Annotated in this window: 16 protein-coding genes and 1 other annotated feature; all 16 genes read left to right on the forward strand. The window is 30.2% G+C overall.

From position 1 onward, the window contains the following. Positions 1–6 precede the first annotated feature (6 nt). A complete protein-coding gene (gene mnmA, locus G594_RS0104300; protein ID WP_027097439.1) occupies positions 7–1,083 on the forward strand; it encodes a tRNA 2-thiouridine(34) synthase MnmA in 1,077 nt (358 codons plus the stop codon). Between the two features lie 113 nt (positions 1,084–1,196). Then, complete coding sequence (locus tag G594_RS0104305) at positions 1,197–1,697, forward strand: PRC-barrel domain-containing protein (RefSeq protein WP_027097440.1); 501 nt, start codon at positions 1,197–1,199, stop codon at positions 1,695–1,697. Beyond that, positions 1,675–2,706: an AI-2E family transporter gene (locus G594_RS0104310; RefSeq protein WP_027097441.1), complete on the forward strand. Its 1,032-nt coding sequence runs from the start codon at positions 1,675–1,677 to the stop codon at positions 2,704–2,706. Before G594_RS0104305 ends, G594_RS0104310 begins: the two co-directional genes overlap by 23 nt. Positions 2,707–2,779: 73 nt before the next feature. Then, positions 2,780–2,958 (forward strand) — a binding site (T-box leader). Between the two features lie 52 nt (positions 2,959–3,010). Then, positions 3,011–5,650 (forward strand): alanine--tRNA ligase, encoded by a 2,640-nt coding sequence (alaS, locus tag G594_RS0104315; RefSeq protein ID WP_027097442.1) that lies wholly within the window; start codon positions 3,011–3,013, stop codon positions 5,648–5,650. A gap of 134 nt (positions 5,651–5,784) precedes the next feature. Then, positions 5,785–6,042: an IreB family regulatory phosphoprotein gene (locus G594_RS0104320; protein WP_027097443.1), complete on the forward strand. Its 258-nt coding sequence runs from the start codon at positions 5,785–5,787 to the stop codon at positions 6,040–6,042. Positions 6,043–6,094: 52 nt separating this feature from the next. Then, complete coding sequence (ruvX, locus tag G594_RS0104325; RefSeq protein ID WP_027097444.1) at positions 6,095–6,514, forward strand: Holliday junction resolvase RuvX; 420 nt, start codon at positions 6,095–6,097, stop codon at positions 6,512–6,514. A gap of 75 nt (positions 6,515–6,589) precedes the next feature. Beyond that, a complete protein-coding gene (locus G594_RS0104330) occupies positions 6,590–6,859 on the forward strand; it encodes a DUF1292 domain-containing protein (RefSeq protein WP_027097445.1) in 270 nt (89 codons plus the stop codon). Positions 6,860–6,885: 26 nt separating this feature from the next. Continuing rightward, on the forward strand, positions 6,886–7,347 hold the full coding sequence (locus G594_RS0104335) for a Fur family transcriptional regulator (protein ID WP_027097446.1): 462 nt from the start codon (positions 6,886–6,888) through the stop codon (positions 7,345–7,347). A gap of 40 nt (positions 7,348–7,387) precedes the next feature. Then, positions 7,388–9,055: a ribonuclease J gene (locus tag G594_RS0104340; protein WP_027097447.1), complete on the forward strand. Its 1,668-nt coding sequence runs from the start codon at positions 7,388–7,390 to the stop codon at positions 9,053–9,055. Between the two features lie 136 nt (positions 9,056–9,191). Further along, on the forward strand, positions 9,192–11,018 hold the full coding sequence (typA, locus tag G594_RS0104345) for a translational GTPase TypA (protein WP_027097448.1): 1,827 nt from the start codon (positions 9,192–9,194) through the stop codon (positions 11,016–11,018). 82 nt (positions 11,019–11,100) lie between these two features. Then, complete coding sequence (gene mltG / locus G594_RS0104350; protein WP_027097449.1) at positions 11,101–12,153, forward strand: endolytic transglycosylase MltG; 1,053 nt, start codon at positions 11,101–11,103, stop codon at positions 12,151–12,153. Positions 12,154–12,167: 14 nt separating this feature from the next. After that, positions 12,168–12,812, forward strand: coding sequence for an O-methyltransferase (locus tag G594_RS0104355; protein WP_027097450.1), 645 nt, complete (start codon positions 12,168–12,170; stop codon positions 12,810–12,812). A 5-nt stretch (positions 12,813–12,817) separates the two neighbouring features. Then, positions 12,818–14,053 carry a peptidase U32 family protein gene (locus G594_RS0104360; protein ID WP_027097451.1) on the forward strand — a complete coding sequence of 412 codons (1,236 nt, stop codon included), beginning with the start codon at positions 12,818–12,820 and terminating at the stop codon, positions 14,051–14,053. A gap of 22 nt (positions 14,054–14,075) precedes the next feature. Then, complete coding sequence (udk, locus tag G594_RS0104365) at positions 14,076–14,693, forward strand: uridine kinase (RefSeq protein WP_027097452.1); 618 nt, start codon at positions 14,076–14,078, stop codon at positions 14,691–14,693. A 123-nt stretch (positions 14,694–14,816) separates the two neighbouring features. After that, positions 14,817–16,355: a penicillin-binding transpeptidase domain-containing protein gene (locus tag G594_RS0104370; protein ID WP_081663562.1), complete on the forward strand. Its 1,539-nt coding sequence runs from the start codon at positions 14,817–14,819 to the stop codon at positions 16,353–16,355. 271 nt (positions 16,356–16,626) lie between these two features. Then, on the forward strand, positions 16,627–17,325 hold the full coding sequence (sigK, locus tag G594_RS0104375; RefSeq protein WP_027097454.1) for an RNA polymerase sporulation sigma factor SigK: 699 nt from the start codon (positions 16,627–16,629) through the stop codon (positions 17,323–17,325). Positions 17,326–17,426: the final 101 nt, after the last annotated feature.

Below are 17,426 nucleotides of genomic sequence, written 5' to 3' on the forward strand. Positions count from 1 at the left end.
TAGTCTATGAAGAAAAAAGTAGTTGTAGGTATGAGTGGCGGAGTTGATAGCTCCGTCGCTGCTTATCTTTTAAAAGAACAAGGATATGATGTTATAGGTATAACTTTAAGAATGTCACCAGACGATGATGAAACTATAGAAAATGAAGGTGGGTGTTGTTCACTTTCTGCTGTAGAAGATGCTAGAAGAGTTTGTGATAGAATAGGTATACCTTTTTATGTGTTGAATTTTAAAGATATATTTAAAGAAAAGGTAATTGATTATTTTATAGATGAATATATGGTTGGAAAAACTCCTAATCCATGTATTGCTTGTAATAAGCATATAAAGTTTGATGCTTTACTTAGAAAAGCTAGAGGTATAGGTGCAGAATATGTTGCAACAGGACACTATGCTAAGATTGTAGAAGAAGATGGAAGATACCTTCTAATTAAATCTGATGATGATAAGAAAGACCAAACTTATGCTTTATATAATTTTACACAAGATCAATTAGAACATACATTAATGCCTTGTGGAGAATATACTAAGGATAAAATAAGAGAAATAGCTAAGGAAATAGGATTAGCTGTTCATAACAAAAAAGATAGTGAAGAAATATGTTTTATTCCCGATAACAACCATGGAAGATTTATCTTAGAAGCTAAGCCTGGAAAAATAAAACCAGGAAACTTTGTTGATAAAGAAGGAAATGTATTAGGAAAACATAAAGGAATAGTATATTATACTATTGGTCAAAGAAAAGGATTAGGACTATCCTTAGGAAGACCTGTTTTTGTAACTGATATTAGACCAAAGACAAATGAAGTTGTAATTGGTCCTGAAGAAGATATATTTAAAACAGATTTATTAGCTAAGGATGTTAACTTTATTCCCTTTGATAATCTTCAGAGTGAGTTAAAAGTAACTGCAAAGGTTAGATATTCTGCAAGACCAGCAGAGGCTGTTTTATACCCTGAAAAGAATGGTAAAGTTAGAGTATCATTTAAAGATAAACAAAGAGCTATTACAAAAGGACAGTCAGTAGTATTCTATGACGGTAATATTGTAGTTGGCGGGGGGATAATTGAAAAAATATTATAGCTGCAAAAAATGAGACTGTATTAGTAAAATTATTATTAATACAGTCTCTTTTTTTGTATCAAAAATACCATAATGGGTAAACTATTCCTGTATTTGATGAAAGGGGAATTGAGATGTATAGGATTAAAGATTTTTTTTATAAGACAGTATATGATATAAAAGGAAAGAAATTAGGTTCTGTAAGAGATATATTTATTGATTTCTACAAGGGAAAAGTAATTGGGCTAGCAGTAGGGGGGTACTCCTTGAGATTGAAGAATAATTATACTCCAATTGATGGAATCCTAAATATAGATGATGATATATTAGTGAAGGGATGTATAAAAGGAGAAGGGCTAAAGATATCTGAGATAATAGGAATGGAAGTAATTAATAGGTATGGAACTATAAAAGGTGTTGTTGAGGATGTCTTAATAAAGGAGGATGATTATTCCATAAAAGGTATAATAGTTGGTGCAGGCATAATTGATAAATTGATATATGGACGTGAAGTTATTTTAATTAATCAGTCTATTTTGGGAGAAGACTGCATTTTATATTTAGGTGATTCTAATGTAATAGTTAAAAATATACCTCGTGAAGTGAATAATAATGAATATTATAAAAAAGCATAAAAATATAATTATAAAACTTAGTTTATGTATAGTAGTTCTAGTTTTAATAGCCATATATATATTTAATTTAAATATAAGAAAAATATTTAATTTAATACTTCTATCCTTTATTATATCTTACATATTAAAGCCTTTAAAAATATATATTGCAAAACATACTAAGATAAAAGAGAAAAAGGTAGCATTAATAATTATTTTAGGAATACTAATTATAGCTATACTTTCTATAGTTCTATTAATACCTACAATGTTTAAAGAAATGAATAATATTGGGCCAATGATAAATAAATTAACGGAGTCTATAGAAGATTTTTTTCTTACGTCTAATATAGGGAACTCTACATTTCTCAAGTTCTTGTATGAAGATGGTAAAGAAAAAATATCCTCATTTATAAATTCGTTTTCAGGAAGTATAGTGGGGTATATTATTACATTTAGTGAGAATATTATGAGCTTTGCAGTAGTGCCAGTTATTACATATTACTTTTTGGCAGATGATGAATTTATATGGAATAAATGTTCTTTACTTATACCAATTAAAAAAAGGGAATTGGTTAAAAAGATTATTAAGGATATAAATAAGCTATTAGAAAGTTATATTGTAGGGCAGCTATTATTATCCTTAATTGTTGGTGTAATAACATTTATAGCTTTGATTTTGATAAGAGTAAAATTTCCTTTATGGCTATCTATATTAAATGGTATTTTTAATATAATACCTTACTTTGGTGCTATTTTTGGGGCAGTGCCAGTAGTTTTTATAGCTTTCTTAGAATCTCCAACTAAAGCGTTATGGGCGGCATTGGCTATTTTAATAATACAACAGGTGGAAGGTAATATTCTTTCGCCAAAGATTACAGGAAATAGCACCAACATGCATCCTTTAGTAATTATAATACTACTGCTTATAGGAGAAAGTTTTTGTGGATTTGTGGGGATGATATTAGCTGTTCCAATAGGGGTTATAATTAAGGTTATATATGAAGATATCAATTACTATATATTTTAGATGTAATCCATAAAGAATACAAAAATATTGACATAATTCTCTATATAAAATATAATTTGAGATGAAAAATTAATATTAAGCTGTGAAGAGGATTAGTAGATTTTGTTTTTCTATTTAGAGAGAAAGTGGTTGGTGAAAACTTTCTAGAAAAAGTTTCGAAGCTGCCTTGGAGCTATAAGTATACTAAGTGATGCATTTTATTTTGTGCGTAATTAGGGTGGTACCGCGGAAGTTTAGCCTTTCGTCCCTTATTTTTAGGGATGAAAGGCTTTTTTATATTTAAATTTAGATGGAGGTAATTAATATGAAAAATATTGGAACAAACGATCTAAGAGAAGAGTTTTTAAAGTTTTTTGAAAGTAAAGATCACTTAAGAATGAAGAGTTTTTCTTTAGTTCCTAAGAATGATAAAAGCTTATTATTAATAAATGCTGGAATGGCTCCTCTTAAGCCGTATTTTACAGGTCTTCAAGAACCACCAAGAAGAAGAGTAACAACTTGTCAAAAATGTATTAGAACAGGTGATATTGAAAACGTAGGTAAGACTTCGAGACATGGTACTTTCTTTGAGATGCTTGGAAATTTCTCTTTTGGGGATTATTTTAAGGAAGAAATAATTCCATGGGCTTGGGAGTTTATTACAGAGGTTCTTCAAATTCCAAAGGATAAGCTTTATGTAACTATCTACTTAGAAGATGATGAAGCTTTTGAAATTTGGAAGAGCAAAACTGATGTGGATCCAAACAGAATTTTCAGATTAGGTAAGGATGATAACTTCTGGGAAATTGGAGTTGGACCATGCGGACCTTGTACAGAAATTCACTTTGATAGAGGTGAAGGTGTAATAACTAATGTGGAAGATTTCTTAAAGGCTGCAGATGAAGACAGAGTAGTTGAGTTCTGGAACTTAGTATTTACACAATTTGATAAGGACGAAGAAGGAAATTACAACAGATTAGAGCATCCTAACATAGATACTGGAATGGGATTAGAAAGAATTGCAACTATAATGCAAGGCGTAGATAATATATTTGAAATAGATACAGTTAAAAATATTTTAGCTAAAGTAAGTGAATTATCAGGAGTTAAGTATGGAGAAAATTCTAATAAAGATGTATCTTTAAGAATAATTACTGATCATGTAAAAGCTGTAACTATGTTAATATCTGATGGTGTATCACCAAGTAATGAAGGAAGAGGTTATGTGCTTAGAAGGCTTCTTAGAAGAGCTGCAAGACATGGAAGATTACTTGGAATTAAGGGGATATTCTTAAAGGATGTAGTTGATTCAGTTGTAGAAAACTATGCACCAGCTTATCCAGAATTAAAAGAAAACCAAGATTATATTAAAAAGATGGTTACATTAGAAGAGGAAAGATTCAATGAAACTATTGATTCGGGAATGAATATTTTACTTGGATATATTGATGAATTAATCAAAGAAGGAAAAGATACTCTTGATGGAGAAAAGGCATTTAAGCTTTATGATACATTTGGATTCCCATATGAACTTACAGAGGAAATATGTGAAGAAAAGTCATTAAAAGTTGATAGAGAAGCTTTTGATAAAGAAATGGAAGACCAAAGAACAAGAGCTAGAAATGCAAGAGGGGAATCTTCTTACATGGGTAGTGATGAACTTCCAATAAATAAGATTGATGCTGCAGTAGAAAGTGAATTCTTAGGATATGAAACTCTTACTTGTGAAGGTGAAGTATTAGTTTTAGCTGATGATAATGATTTTAGAGAAGAATTATCAGAAGGAGAAAAAGGATACTTAGTTTCAGATAAGACACCATTTTATGCTGAAATGGGTGGTCAAGTTGGAGATAAGGGTATAATCCATGGTGAAGGATTTAAGATAGTTGTATTTGATACAAAGAAAAATGTTGGTGGTAAGACTGTTCAATATATTAAAGTTGAAGAAGGAACTGTTAAAGTAGGTTCAAAGGTTACTTTAGAAGTAAATAGAATTAGAAGAAGTAACATTTGTAAGAACCATACAGCAACTCATATGCTACACAGTGCATTAAAGAAGGTTGTTGGAGATCATATTAATCAAGCTGGTTCATATGTAGATGATGAAAGATTAAGATTTGACTTTACTCACTTCCAAGGATTAAGTAAGGAAGAGTTAGAAAAGGTAGAAACATTAGTAAATGAAAAGATTATGGAAGTTTATAATGTTGGAACTAATTTAATGACACTAGATGAAGCAAGGGGATCAGGAGCAATGGCTTTATTCGACGATAAATACGGGGATAAGGTAAGAGTAGTAGGTGTTGGAGAATTCTCTAAAGAACTTTGTGGTGGAACTCATGTGCATAATTCTGGTGAAATAGGACTATTTAAGATAGTTAGTGAAGCTGGTGTTGCAGCTGGAATTAGAAGAATTGAAGCTTTAACAGGATTTAATGCAATTAAATATGTTGAAGATAAACAAAAGCTTCTTATAGATGCTTGTCATGCTTTAAAATGTAGTGAAAAGGAAATACTAAATAGAATTTCTAATAGTAATGCTGAACTTAAGGAAAAAGAGAAAGAAATTTCTGAACTTAAGAGTAAGTTAACTATGGGAGCTGAAGATGATATTTTAAATTCTGTTAAAGAAATAAATGGAGTTAAGGTTGTTTCATATGCATTAGAGGATGTTGATGGAAATGCTTTAAGAGATTTAGCAGATAAAATAAGAGACAAAGTTCAGTCAGGCATAGTGGTACTTATTAGTAATGTAGGTGGAAAAGTTAATTTAGTTGCAATGGCTACTAAGGATAGCGTTCAATTAGGTGTACATTGTGGAAAGGTAATAAAAGAAGTTGCTTCAATAGTTGGAGGAGGGGGAGGCGGTAGACCAGATATGGCTCAAGCCGGCGGTAAGAACCCTGAAAAGATAAATGAAGCAGTGAATAAGGTTTATGAAATAGTAGAATCTTTAGTAAAGTAGTATACATTTCCAATTAAATAATGTATAATTATATATGAATAGAAACATAAAAAGTGGTTATATTATTAATGATGAAATATAATTTCCTTAACAATATGTAAGGGGGTGGAGTTGCACTTTAGGCAACGACGAATATGAGTAAAAATATAGAACATACAATGCAATTTGATGTACAAAAAAATAAGGAAGCATTAACAAAAGCTATATTAACAGAGGTTTATGATTCTTTACAGAAGAAAGGTTATAATCCTATAAATCAACTTGTTGGTTATCTAATATCAGGAGACCCTACTTACATTACAAATTATAACGGAGCTAGAGCTTTGGTAAGAAAACTTGAAAGAGACGAAATTCTTGAAGAAGTAATGAAATCTTATTTAGAAATTAAGTAGAAGGTGCCCGTTTATACGGGCACCTTTAATATATTTAGAATAGGAGCACAAAATGAGAATACTTGGCTTAGATATAGGGCAAAAAACTATTGGGGTAGCAATATCAGATCCCTTAGGATTTACTGCTCAAGGTATTACAACAATAAGAAGAAAGAAAAAAGAAGAAGACATAAATGAAATTATAAATTTATGTAAAGAATATGCTGTAGAGACTATAGTAGTTGGATTACCTAAAAACATGAATGGTTCAATTGGTTTTGCAGGAGAGAAAATAATGGAGTTTACAGAACTATTAAAGGATTCTGTAGAATGTAAAATTGAACTTTGGGATGAGAGGCTTACAACAGTTGCTGCACATAGAGCAATGTTAGAAGCTGATCTTTCAAGAGGCAAGAGAAAAAAGATAGTAGATAAAATTGCAGCTACATATATTTTACAAGGTTATCTAGATAGGTTATCAAATATGAAATAAAATTCCCAATTGAAAATTATTATTGACAATATCCATAAAGAAATTTTAAAATAAACAAAAAGGAGAGATATAAAAATGGTAAAAGAACTTGAATTTATATATTTATTAAACGAAGAAGGTAAGGAAGAAAAAATGAGAGTAATTACTTTCTTTAAAATAGAGGATACTAACCAAGAGTATGTTGTTGTTACTCCAGCAGATTTAGATGTAGAGGAAGCTTATGTACTTAAGTTTGTAAAGGACGAAGAAGGTAACGAAAGTTATATGACTATAGATAATGATGAGGAATTTAATCTAGTTGCAGAGACATATGAACTTTTAATGCAAGAGGATTTAGACGAATAAATTAGAAAAGGAAGAGGGTGTTGTTAATGGGGAAAAATATAGAAATTGATTATGTAGCACTAAAAGAGGATTTAAAAAATAAGGGATATAAACTTACTCCTCAAAGAAGAGCTATAGTAGATACTATTGTAGAAAGTGAAGGTAAGCACTTAACAGCTGAAGAGATTTATGATGAGGTTAAAAAAAGTTGCCCTGAAATAGGACTTGCAACTGTATATAGAACAATTTTATTACTTGAAGATATAGGTATTCTAAGTAGACTTCATTTAAATGATGGATGCAGTAGATATGAATTAGTTCATAGTGACGAAACACATAGACATCATCATTTAGTGTGTAATGAATGTAATGGGGTTATAGAAGTAGAAGATGACTTATTAGAAGAACTAGAAGAAGAAATTGAAAAAGAATACGGGTTTAAGATAGTAGATCATGCTCTAAAGTTCTATGGTGTTTGTAAAGAATGTCAGAAGAAAAATGGGAAGTAATATAACAAAAGTTTTTACGTAGAGTAAAAGGAGGGGAAATATGAGAACAGAGAGAGCAAAGGTCAAAATAATACCTCTCGGTGGTTTAAACGAAATTGGGAAAAACATTACAGCAATTGAGTTTAAAGATGATATTGTTATCATAGATTGTGGCCTTAGATTCCCTGATGAAGATATGTTTGGTATAGATGTTGTTATACCAGATATATCATATTTATTAAAGAATCAGGAGAAAATAAGAGGTATTTTCTTGACACATGGACATGAGGATCATATCGGAGCGTTACCTTATGTCTTAAGACAATTAAATGTTCCAGTTTACGGAACAAAATTAACTCTTGGTATAGTTGAAACTAAACTAAAAGAGCACGGATTATTAGGTTCAACAACTTTAATAACTGTAAAACCAAGAGATACAATAAAGTTGAATTCTGTTTCTGTTGAATTCATAAAAACAAATCATTCTATTGCTGATTCAGTAGCAATAGCAATTCATACACCTTTAGGAGTAGTATTACATACTGGTGATTTTAAAATTGACTATACTCCTATAGATGGTCAGTTAACTGATTTTGCCAGATTAGCTGAACTTGGTAGAAAAGGCGTACTTGTTATGATGGCCGACTCTACTAATGTGGAAAGACCTGGATATACTATGTCTGAAAGAACTGTAGGAGAAAGCTTTATGAAGCTATTTTCCAAAGCAGAAGGGAGAATAATAGTTGCTACATTTGCATCTAATATTCATAGAATCCAACAAATTATAGATGCAGCAGAGAGTTATGGAAGAAAAGTTGCTGTATCTGGAAGAAGTATGGAGAATATAGTTCAGGTTGCTAAAGAACTAGGGTATTTAGAATCAAAGGAAGATACATTAATTTCTTTGGATCAGATTTTAAAATATCCTAATAACAAGGCGGTAATTATTACTACAGGAAGTCAAGGAGAGCCAATGTCAGCTTTAGCAAGAATGGCATCTTCCGAACATAGAAAGATTAGTATAGTTGAGGGAGATACTGTTATTATTTCTGCTAATCCAATACCAGGAAATGAAAAGACTGTATCTAGAGTGGTTAATCAGTTATTTAAACAAGGTGCTGAAGTTATATATGAATCATTAGCTGAAGTTCATGTGTCAGGTCATGCCTGTCAAGAAGAATTAAAGTTGATGCAAACATTAGTAAAGCCAAGATTTTTTATTCCTGTGCATGGAGAGTACAGGCATCTAAAACAACACGCAGAATTAGCTTGTAAATTAGGTCTTCCAGAAAGAAACTTTGTTATAGCAGAAAATGGAGATGTAGTTGAAGTTGCAAGAAATTATATTAAAAAGAATGGAACTGTAACTTCGGGTCAAGTATTTGTAGATGGTTTAGGTGTAGGTGATGTAGGTCATATTGTATTAAGAGATAGAAAGCATTTATCTCAAGATGGAATATTAACAGTAGTTGTTACAATAGAAAAAGAAACAAGTACAGTTATAGCTGGACCAGATATTATTTCAAGAGGTTTTGTCTATGTTAGAGAATCTGAAGGACTAATGGATGAGGCTAGAGAAATTGTAAAAAATGTATTGGAAGATTGTGAAGAAAAGAAAATTAGCGACTGGGCTACACTGAAATCTAATATAAGAGAAGAGTTAAGAGAATTCTTATATGAAAAAACTAAGAGAAAACCAATGATTTTACCTATTATAATGGAGATATAATTAGGTTGACTTTTAAAGCTTAAAAGATTAAAATAAAAAAGGTTTAAAAAATTGGGTACTTGTGTATCCAATTTTCTTTTTGAAAAAAATATTTATAGGTTTACATATTTGAAAACCAAGAATTTGGAGGCAAAGCATGGAATTAAATAAAAGAGAAGATATAAGGAACATAGCTATTATAGCGCACGTTGACCATGGTAAAACTACTCTAGTAGATGCTCTTTTAAGACAAAGTAACGTTTTTAGAACAAACGAAAAGGTAGAAGAAAGAGTAATGGACTCTAACGATTTAGAAAAAGAGAGAGGAATTACAATACTTTCTAAGAATACTGCAGTTATGCATGAAGGAGTAAAAATAAACATAGTAGATACTCCAGGACACGCTGACTTTGGTGGAGAAGTTGAACGTGTACTTAAGATGGTTGACTCAGTATTGCTAGTAGTTGACTCTTATGAAGGACCAATGCCACAAACAAAGTTCGTATTAAAGAAAGCATTAGAATTAGAATTAAAGCCAATCGTTGTTATAAACAAAATAGATAAGCCAGATGCTAGACCAGAAGAAGTAATTGATGAAGTGTTTGATTTATTTGTTGAACTTGGAGCAAATGATGAACAATTAGATTTCCCAATTATCTACGCTTCTGCTAGAAATGGATTTGCTAGATATAACGTTGAAGATACAAATGAAGACATGCAACCATTATTTGAAACAATAATAAAGCATGTTGCTCCACCAGAAGGATACCTAGATGCTCCATTCCAAATGCTGGTTACAACATTAGATTCTAACGTATTTGTAGGAAAAATTGCTTTAGGAAAGATTCATAGAGGAAAAGTTAAAAAGAACCAAAATGTTGCTTTAGTTTCAAATGATGGAACTACAAAGAACTATAAGGTTACTAACTTATTTGTATATAATGGATTAAAAAGAGAAGAAACAGAAGAAGCTGGTTTTGGTGATATAGTTGCTATAAGTGGTGTTACCGATGCAAACATAGGTGAGACTATAGCAGATGCTGAAAATCCAGAAGCATTACCATTTGTACATATTGATGAACCAACATTAAGCATGAACTTTATGGTAAATGATTCTCCTTTTGCAGGTCAAGAAGGTGAGTTTGTTACATCAAGACACTTAAGAGATAGATTAATGAAAGAACTTGAAACAAATGTAAGTTTAAGAGTAAGAGAAATTACTCCTGATTGCTTTGAAGTTTCAGGTAGAGGAGAACTACACCTTTCTATACTTATAGAAACAATGAGAAGAGAAGGATATGAATTCCAAGTATCAAAGGCTAATGTAATTTATAAAGAAGAAAATGGTAAAAAGCTTGAACCGATGGAATATTTAACAATTGATGTTCCAGAAGAATTTATGGGACCAGTTATGGAAAAGCTTGGACCAAGAAAAGCTGAAATGGTTAATATGACATCAGCAGTAAATGGTTATTCAAGATTAGAGTTTGTAGTACCAGCTAGAGGACTTATAGGATTTAGAAATGAATTCATGACAGATACTAAGGGTAATGGTATCATGAATCATGTATTTGAAGGATATGGACCATACAAGGGAGACATTCCATCAAGAAGTAGAGGTTCAATTGTTGCATTTGAAACAGGAGATGCAATAGCTTACGGATTATTTAATGCACAAGATAAGGGACAATTATTTATAGGAGCTGGTGTACCAGTGTACCAAGGAATGGTTGTAGGTGTATGTGGAAGAGCAGAAGACCTAGATATAAATGTATGTAAAGGTAAGAAGCTTACTAACACAAGAGCATCAGGATCAGATGATGCAGTTAAATTAGTTCCACCAGTTGTTATGTCATTAGAAAATTGTCTAGAATTCATTAATAATGATGAATTAGTAGAGGTAACTCCACAAAACATAAGAATGAGAAAGACAGTATTAGACAGTGGCGAAAGAAGAAGACTGATTAGTAGAAATAAAAAGTAACTTTCTTAAATCCTAAAAAAGTATTATAATAAAGTGAATAGCCTAATAATAGGCTATTTACTTTTATATTTAGGAGGATTTTATGAAGAGTATTCATTTAAAGAAAATATTACTTGTTATTATAGGGATTTTGTTGATTTCTATAATAGGAATGTTTATTGCATATAATAATGTCGTAAAAAGGCCTTTGAAAACTGATTCTGACAAGATAACAATAGAAGTTAATGAGGGTGAAGGATTTTATAATCTATTAGATAGATTATATAGTGAGGGAGTAATAAAAAATAAAACCTTAATAAAAGTTAATTTGAAATTAACTAATCAGAATCTTAAAATTATACCTGGTAGTTATGAAGTTGAGAGTGACGTAACTTTAAAAGAGTTAATAAAAATGTTAACTACAGAAGATTTTTTGAAAAATCAAGTTAAGGTTACTATAAAAGAAGGATATACTATAGATACTATTGCTGATGTAATTGCAGAAAGTGGAATATGTACAAGAGATGAGTTTATAAATGAAATTAAAAACTATCCACTTCCTGATTATGTTAAAGTAGATTCTAATAAAAAGTATAACCTTGAAGGATATTTATTTCCTGATACATATTTTTTTGATAAAAATTTTGATGCTAAATCAGTTATAAAAGTTATGTTAGATAATTTTGATAAAAAGTTATCTAAACTGGAAAAAGAAACAGGAAAAAAAATAAATAAAGATGAAATTGAGAGCATTGTTATAAAGGCTTCATTAGTTGAAAAAGAAGCAAGACTAGATGAAGAGAGACCTATGATTGCTTCAGTAATTAATAATAGAATATCAAAAGGTATGAAATTAGAATTTTGTTCTACAGTAAATTATGTAATAGGATATGAAGGAAATGAAATTTTATCATACAATGATTTAAAAGTTGAATCTCCTTATAATACATATAAAAATGCAGGATTGCCAGTTGGAGCAGTAGGAAGTCCAGGATATAATTCAATAAAAGCTGTTTTAGAACCAGCAGATACTAATTATTTGTATTTCGTACTTTTATATGGTGAAAATGGAAAACATCATTTTTCAACTAATTATGAGGAACATGAAAGAGTTAATATAGAACAAAATAAAAAAAGAGGTAGTGCAAGCAATTAATTTGGAGGATTAGGATGAGTGGAATTACTTTTGAATATATGGAAAGCTATATTAGGGAGCTTATTTCAGATAGAGAGGGCACCTTAAAGGAGATAGAGGATTTTGCTAGAGAAAATGGAGTGCCTATAGTTCAAAAAGAAACTGCTAAGTTTTTAGAGTTTATAGTTAGTATGAAGAAGCCATTACGTATTTTAGAGTTAGGTACAGCCATAGGATTTTCTTCAATATTAATGTATGAAGCGTCAGGTACAGAACCAGAAATAGTTACTATTGAAAGAGACAGCAGAATGATAGAACTTGCTAACGTAAATCTTAAAAAATTTAATCTTGAAGATAAAATAAAGATTAAAGAAGGTGACTGTTTAGAAATACTTGAACAGCTTGAAGAACCATTTGATTTGATTTTTATGGATGCAGGAAAAGGACACTACAATCATTTCCTTCCACATTGTTTAAGATTACTTAAAGAGGATGGAATTATAATAGCTGATAATGTTCTATTTAGAGGAATGGTTGCTACAGATGAACTTGTAAAAAGAAGAAAAATAACTATAGTAAAAAGAATGAGAACATACTTAGAGATGGTATCAAAGGATGAAAGCTTAATAACGTCTGTAATACCAATGGGGGATGGAATTGCAGTGACTAAGAGGAGGTAATTAATATGATGAAACCAGAAATTTTAGCACCAGCAGGAAGTTTAGAAAAATTAAAAATAGCAATAGATTTTGGAGCAGATGCTGTATATATAGGTGGAGGTAGATTAAACCTTAGAGCATTCTCTGATAACTTTACTAATGAAGAAATAGCAGAAGGTGTGAAATATTGTCATGATAGAGGGGCAAAATTATATGTTACAATGAATGTATTCCCAAGAAATCATGATTTAACAGGTGTTGAGGAGTATATAAAGGGATTAGCAGATTTAGGTATAGATGCAATAATCGTTGCAGACCCATCTATTGTTGTTGCAGCAAAAGAAGCAGCTCCTAATTTAGAAGTGCATATAAGTACTCAAGCTAATATAACTAATTGGAAGGCAGTTAAGTTTTGGTATGAGCAAGGGTGTCAAAGGATAGTTTTGGCAAGAGAATTAACTTTTAAAGAAATAAAGACAATTAGAGAAAATATTCCAGCAGAATGTGAATTAGAGGCATTTGTCCATGGTTCAATGTGTGTTGCATATTCAGGAAGATGTTTAATTTCTAATTATATGTTAGGTAGAGATGCAAATAAGGGAATATGTTCAAATGCTTGTAGATATAAGTATTACCTAGTTGAAGAAACTAGACCAGGAGAATATTATCCAGTAATTGAAGATGATAATGGTACATACATAATGAATTCTAAGGACTTATGTATGATTAAGCACATACCTGATTTAATGAAGAGTGGTATAAATTCTTTCAAAATTGAAGGAAGAATGAAGAGTGAGTTCTATGTAGCATCAGTAGTTAAGGCTTATAGAGAAGCTATTGATAGTTACATGGCAAACCCTGAAGGATATGAATTTAAAGATGAATGGATGCATACACTTACTAGAATAAGTCATAGAAACTACCATACAGGCTTCTATTATGGAAAAATGGGTGAACAAAACTATGATGAATCATCATATATAAGAGATTACGACATTGTTGGAATTGTACAATCCTATGATGAAGAAACTAAAACTGCAACTATTTTACAAAAGAACAGAGTATTTGAAGGGGATGAAGTTGAAGTTTTAAGAGCTCATACTCCAGACTTTAATGTTAAGTTAGAAGATATGTTTGATTTAGATAAAAAAGTTAAAACAAATGTGGCGAATAGGGCTATGATGATGTTTAGAGCTAAAGTTGATACGCCTCTAAAGAAAAATGATATGCTAATAAAAGGTACAAAAGTATTAACGCTTTAATACATAATTAGGAGGAAAACTAATGAAAAAACCAATATTAATAGGAATAACTGGAGGCTCTGGATCAGGTAAGAGTACTATAGCAAAAGAATTATTTGAAACTTTTGGTGATGAACACATTGCAATGGTTCAGCAAGATGCTTATTATAAGGATCAAAGCCATCTTTCAATGGAAGAGAGAACTAAAACAAATTATGATCATCCAAATGCTTTTGATAATGCTCTTTTAGTTGAGCACTTAAAGAGTTTAATTAATGGAGAATCAATAAACAAGCCAATTTATGATTTTACAGTTCATAATAGATCAAAAGAAACTACAAAGGTTGATCCTAAAGAGATAATAATAGTTGAAGGAATATTAATATTAGAGGATGAAAGAATTAGAAATCTTCTAGATATTAAGGCTTTTGTTGATACAGATTCCGATGTTAGAATTATTAGAAGGTTATTAAGAGATATTGAAGAAAGAGGAAGAACAGTACAATCAGTTGTAGATCAATATCTATCAGTTGTAAGACCTATGCATTTTCAATTTACAGAACCATCAAAAAGATTTGCAGATATAATTATACCTGAAGGTGGTCATAATAAAGTAGCAATTGATATTTTAGTAGCTAAAATTAGAGATATACTAAAATAATATATATGAATAAAAGTACCTCTCTTTGTCTAGAATTTAGGCAGAGGGAGGTGTTTTTATTTGGTAAGAAAATTGAAAAAAAGAGAGTTAGGGGTTTTATCTCTTTTTATAACTATATTAATAATGCTATCAATTAGATTAGCAGTATTACAGCTATTTCCAAGTGAACAAGTTCTTAGTCAGTATCAAAATCATCAATCAGAATACATAAGTAATTCAAGCTATATGATACTAGATACTAATGGTAAAGATATGATGAATTATAATAAGAAATATGTAATTGTAATAGATAAAAAGCCATTTACTTTAAATAATTATGAAGAAACATTAGAAGATCTAATGGCGCTTAATTTTATAATGCAAGGTGAAGATAGCAATTTTAATTATACTGATGTTATGAAAAGTACTGGAAAGTTGTATTACACAGTTTCAGAAGAAACTTATAATAAAGTTAAAAAGTTAGATAATATTAAGGGCTTGTATTATTATTCATATGATAATGTAGATAGAAAGAAGGCGTGGAAGGTTAGTAACTTTTTATCTAATCTACCTAAAGAAGAAGATATAGTAAGTAATTCGATGCAAGAAGAAATATATAATAATATAAAAGATAATGATTTGCCTACTAAAAGATTTTATTTAGATGATAAAGCTGTTTATGGAAAAAGTGAAGTTTCTATATCTGATAATAATAGAAATTTACAATTAACTATAGACCTAGATATAGAGAATAAGGTAAGGGAGGTATTAGCTTCTGAAAAGTATAAAGCTTTCAATAATATAGGGGTAACTATAATGGAAGCTGATACGGGCAAAATAAAAGCAATGGTTCAAAAGGATGAAAGTGAACCCAACGTTAATTTAGGTATTGAAGGTAACGGTTATGAGCCAGGATCTGTTTTTAAACTTATTACTTTAGCTAGTGCTTTAGATAAAGGTTTGGTTACTATGAATGATAAGTATACCTGTACAGGAAAGATATGTGGTTTGGGAATACATGGAACTCAAACTGTTGAACAGGCTTTATTAAATTCTTGTAATGACGTATATGCTGCCATTGGAGAAAAGGTAGGTTATACTACAATGATGGATTATTGTAAAAAGTTGGGGTTATTTTCTAAAGTTCTAAATGTAACTGCACCTAGACAAAATGAAACAGAAGGTATTGCACCTGATATTGAAGATGGTATGACTAATATATCTATAGGGCAGTGTATGACTCTATCACCACTTCAGATGCTTGGAGCAACTAATGCAATAGTAAATGGAGGAGAATATGTAAAACCATATTTATTAGAAGCAATATTAGATAAGGATGATAATATTGTTAAAGAATATTCTACTAAAAAAGAAAGAATATTTAGTGGTACTACCAGTAAAATAATAATGAATGGTATGAATAAGGTAGTAGATTCTGGAACTGGAAAAATGGCAAATGTAGATGGAGTTGAAGTTGGAGGGAAAACAGGAACTGCCAATACAAGTGATGAAAATTCAGTACATTGCTGGTTTACAGGATACTATAAATATAATAATAAGTATTATACAGTTGTGGTTATAGTGCCTAATATTAAGTCTGTAAATGATAAGGGGCAAGATTTAGGTGGTAGTAATACTGCTGCTCCAATATTTTCGGATATAGTAAAAAATATAGCTAAATAAAAGGGTTTCGGGATATTTATTCCCCTCTTACTTAAGGTAAGGGAATTATAAAAAAATTATATTTTCTAATATGAAATTGTAGTAATATCTTTGTTTTATAGCTAATTATAATTTTACACTTTCCTAGACGTTAAAAAAGTATAGAGGATAAGAAAATATAAATATGTATTTTCTTATCCTTTAAAATTTATAAATTAAATATTTAAAAAATTAGGAAAGAAAATCTTTTCAAGTGAATATTATAGTAATAAGCATTACTAGGAGGAGTAAGGTGTTTATATTATCAAATTTTTTAAATCTTATAACTAACTCCCTATTCTTAACTGGGTATATTACTGGAAATAACACATTTCCTTTACCACTTGATGAAAAAGATGAGGAATTATACTTAAACAAACTAAAAGAGGGAGATAAAAAAGCAAAAAGTATCTTAATTGAAAGGAATCTCCGACTAGTTGCTCATATTGTAAAGAAGTATTCTTTTCCTAATAAAGATGTAGATGAATTAATTTCTATTGGCACAGTAGGACTTATAAAAGCGATAGATTCCTTCGATTCATCAAAAGGTACTAGACTTGCTACTTATGCTTCTAGATGTATAGAAAATGAAATACTAATGTTGTTTAGAAATAATAAGAAACAAAAGAGTGAGGTTTATTTGCAGGATCCAATAGGAGTGGACAAAGAAGGTAATGAAATTTGTCTTATTGATGTTTTAAGTAGTGAAAAAGATTCTGTAATTGAAAAGGTGGAAAGCAATCTTCAGATAAAATCTTTATACAATAAAATGTATGAAGTATTAACAAAAAGAGAATGTGATATTCTAATAATGAGGTATGGGTTAGAAGATGGAAAGTGTAAGACACAAAGAGAGATAGCGGTAAACCTTAATATTTCTAGGTCATATGTATCGCGTATTGAAAAAAAAGCTTTAAAAAAGTTGCAAAAAGCTTTATATACAAAGATATAATTACTTTAAAGCTAAATTCCTTTATTATTTAAAGGAATTTAGCTTTTTATATAGAATATTATATAATTAGTAGAAAAATTTAACTGTAAAAAGGTGGGGGT

The organism is Clostridium paraputrificum AGR2156 (genome assembly GCF_000424025.1).
Lineage (GTDB): Bacteria > Bacillota > Clostridia > Clostridiales > Clostridiaceae > Clostridium > Clostridium paraputrificum.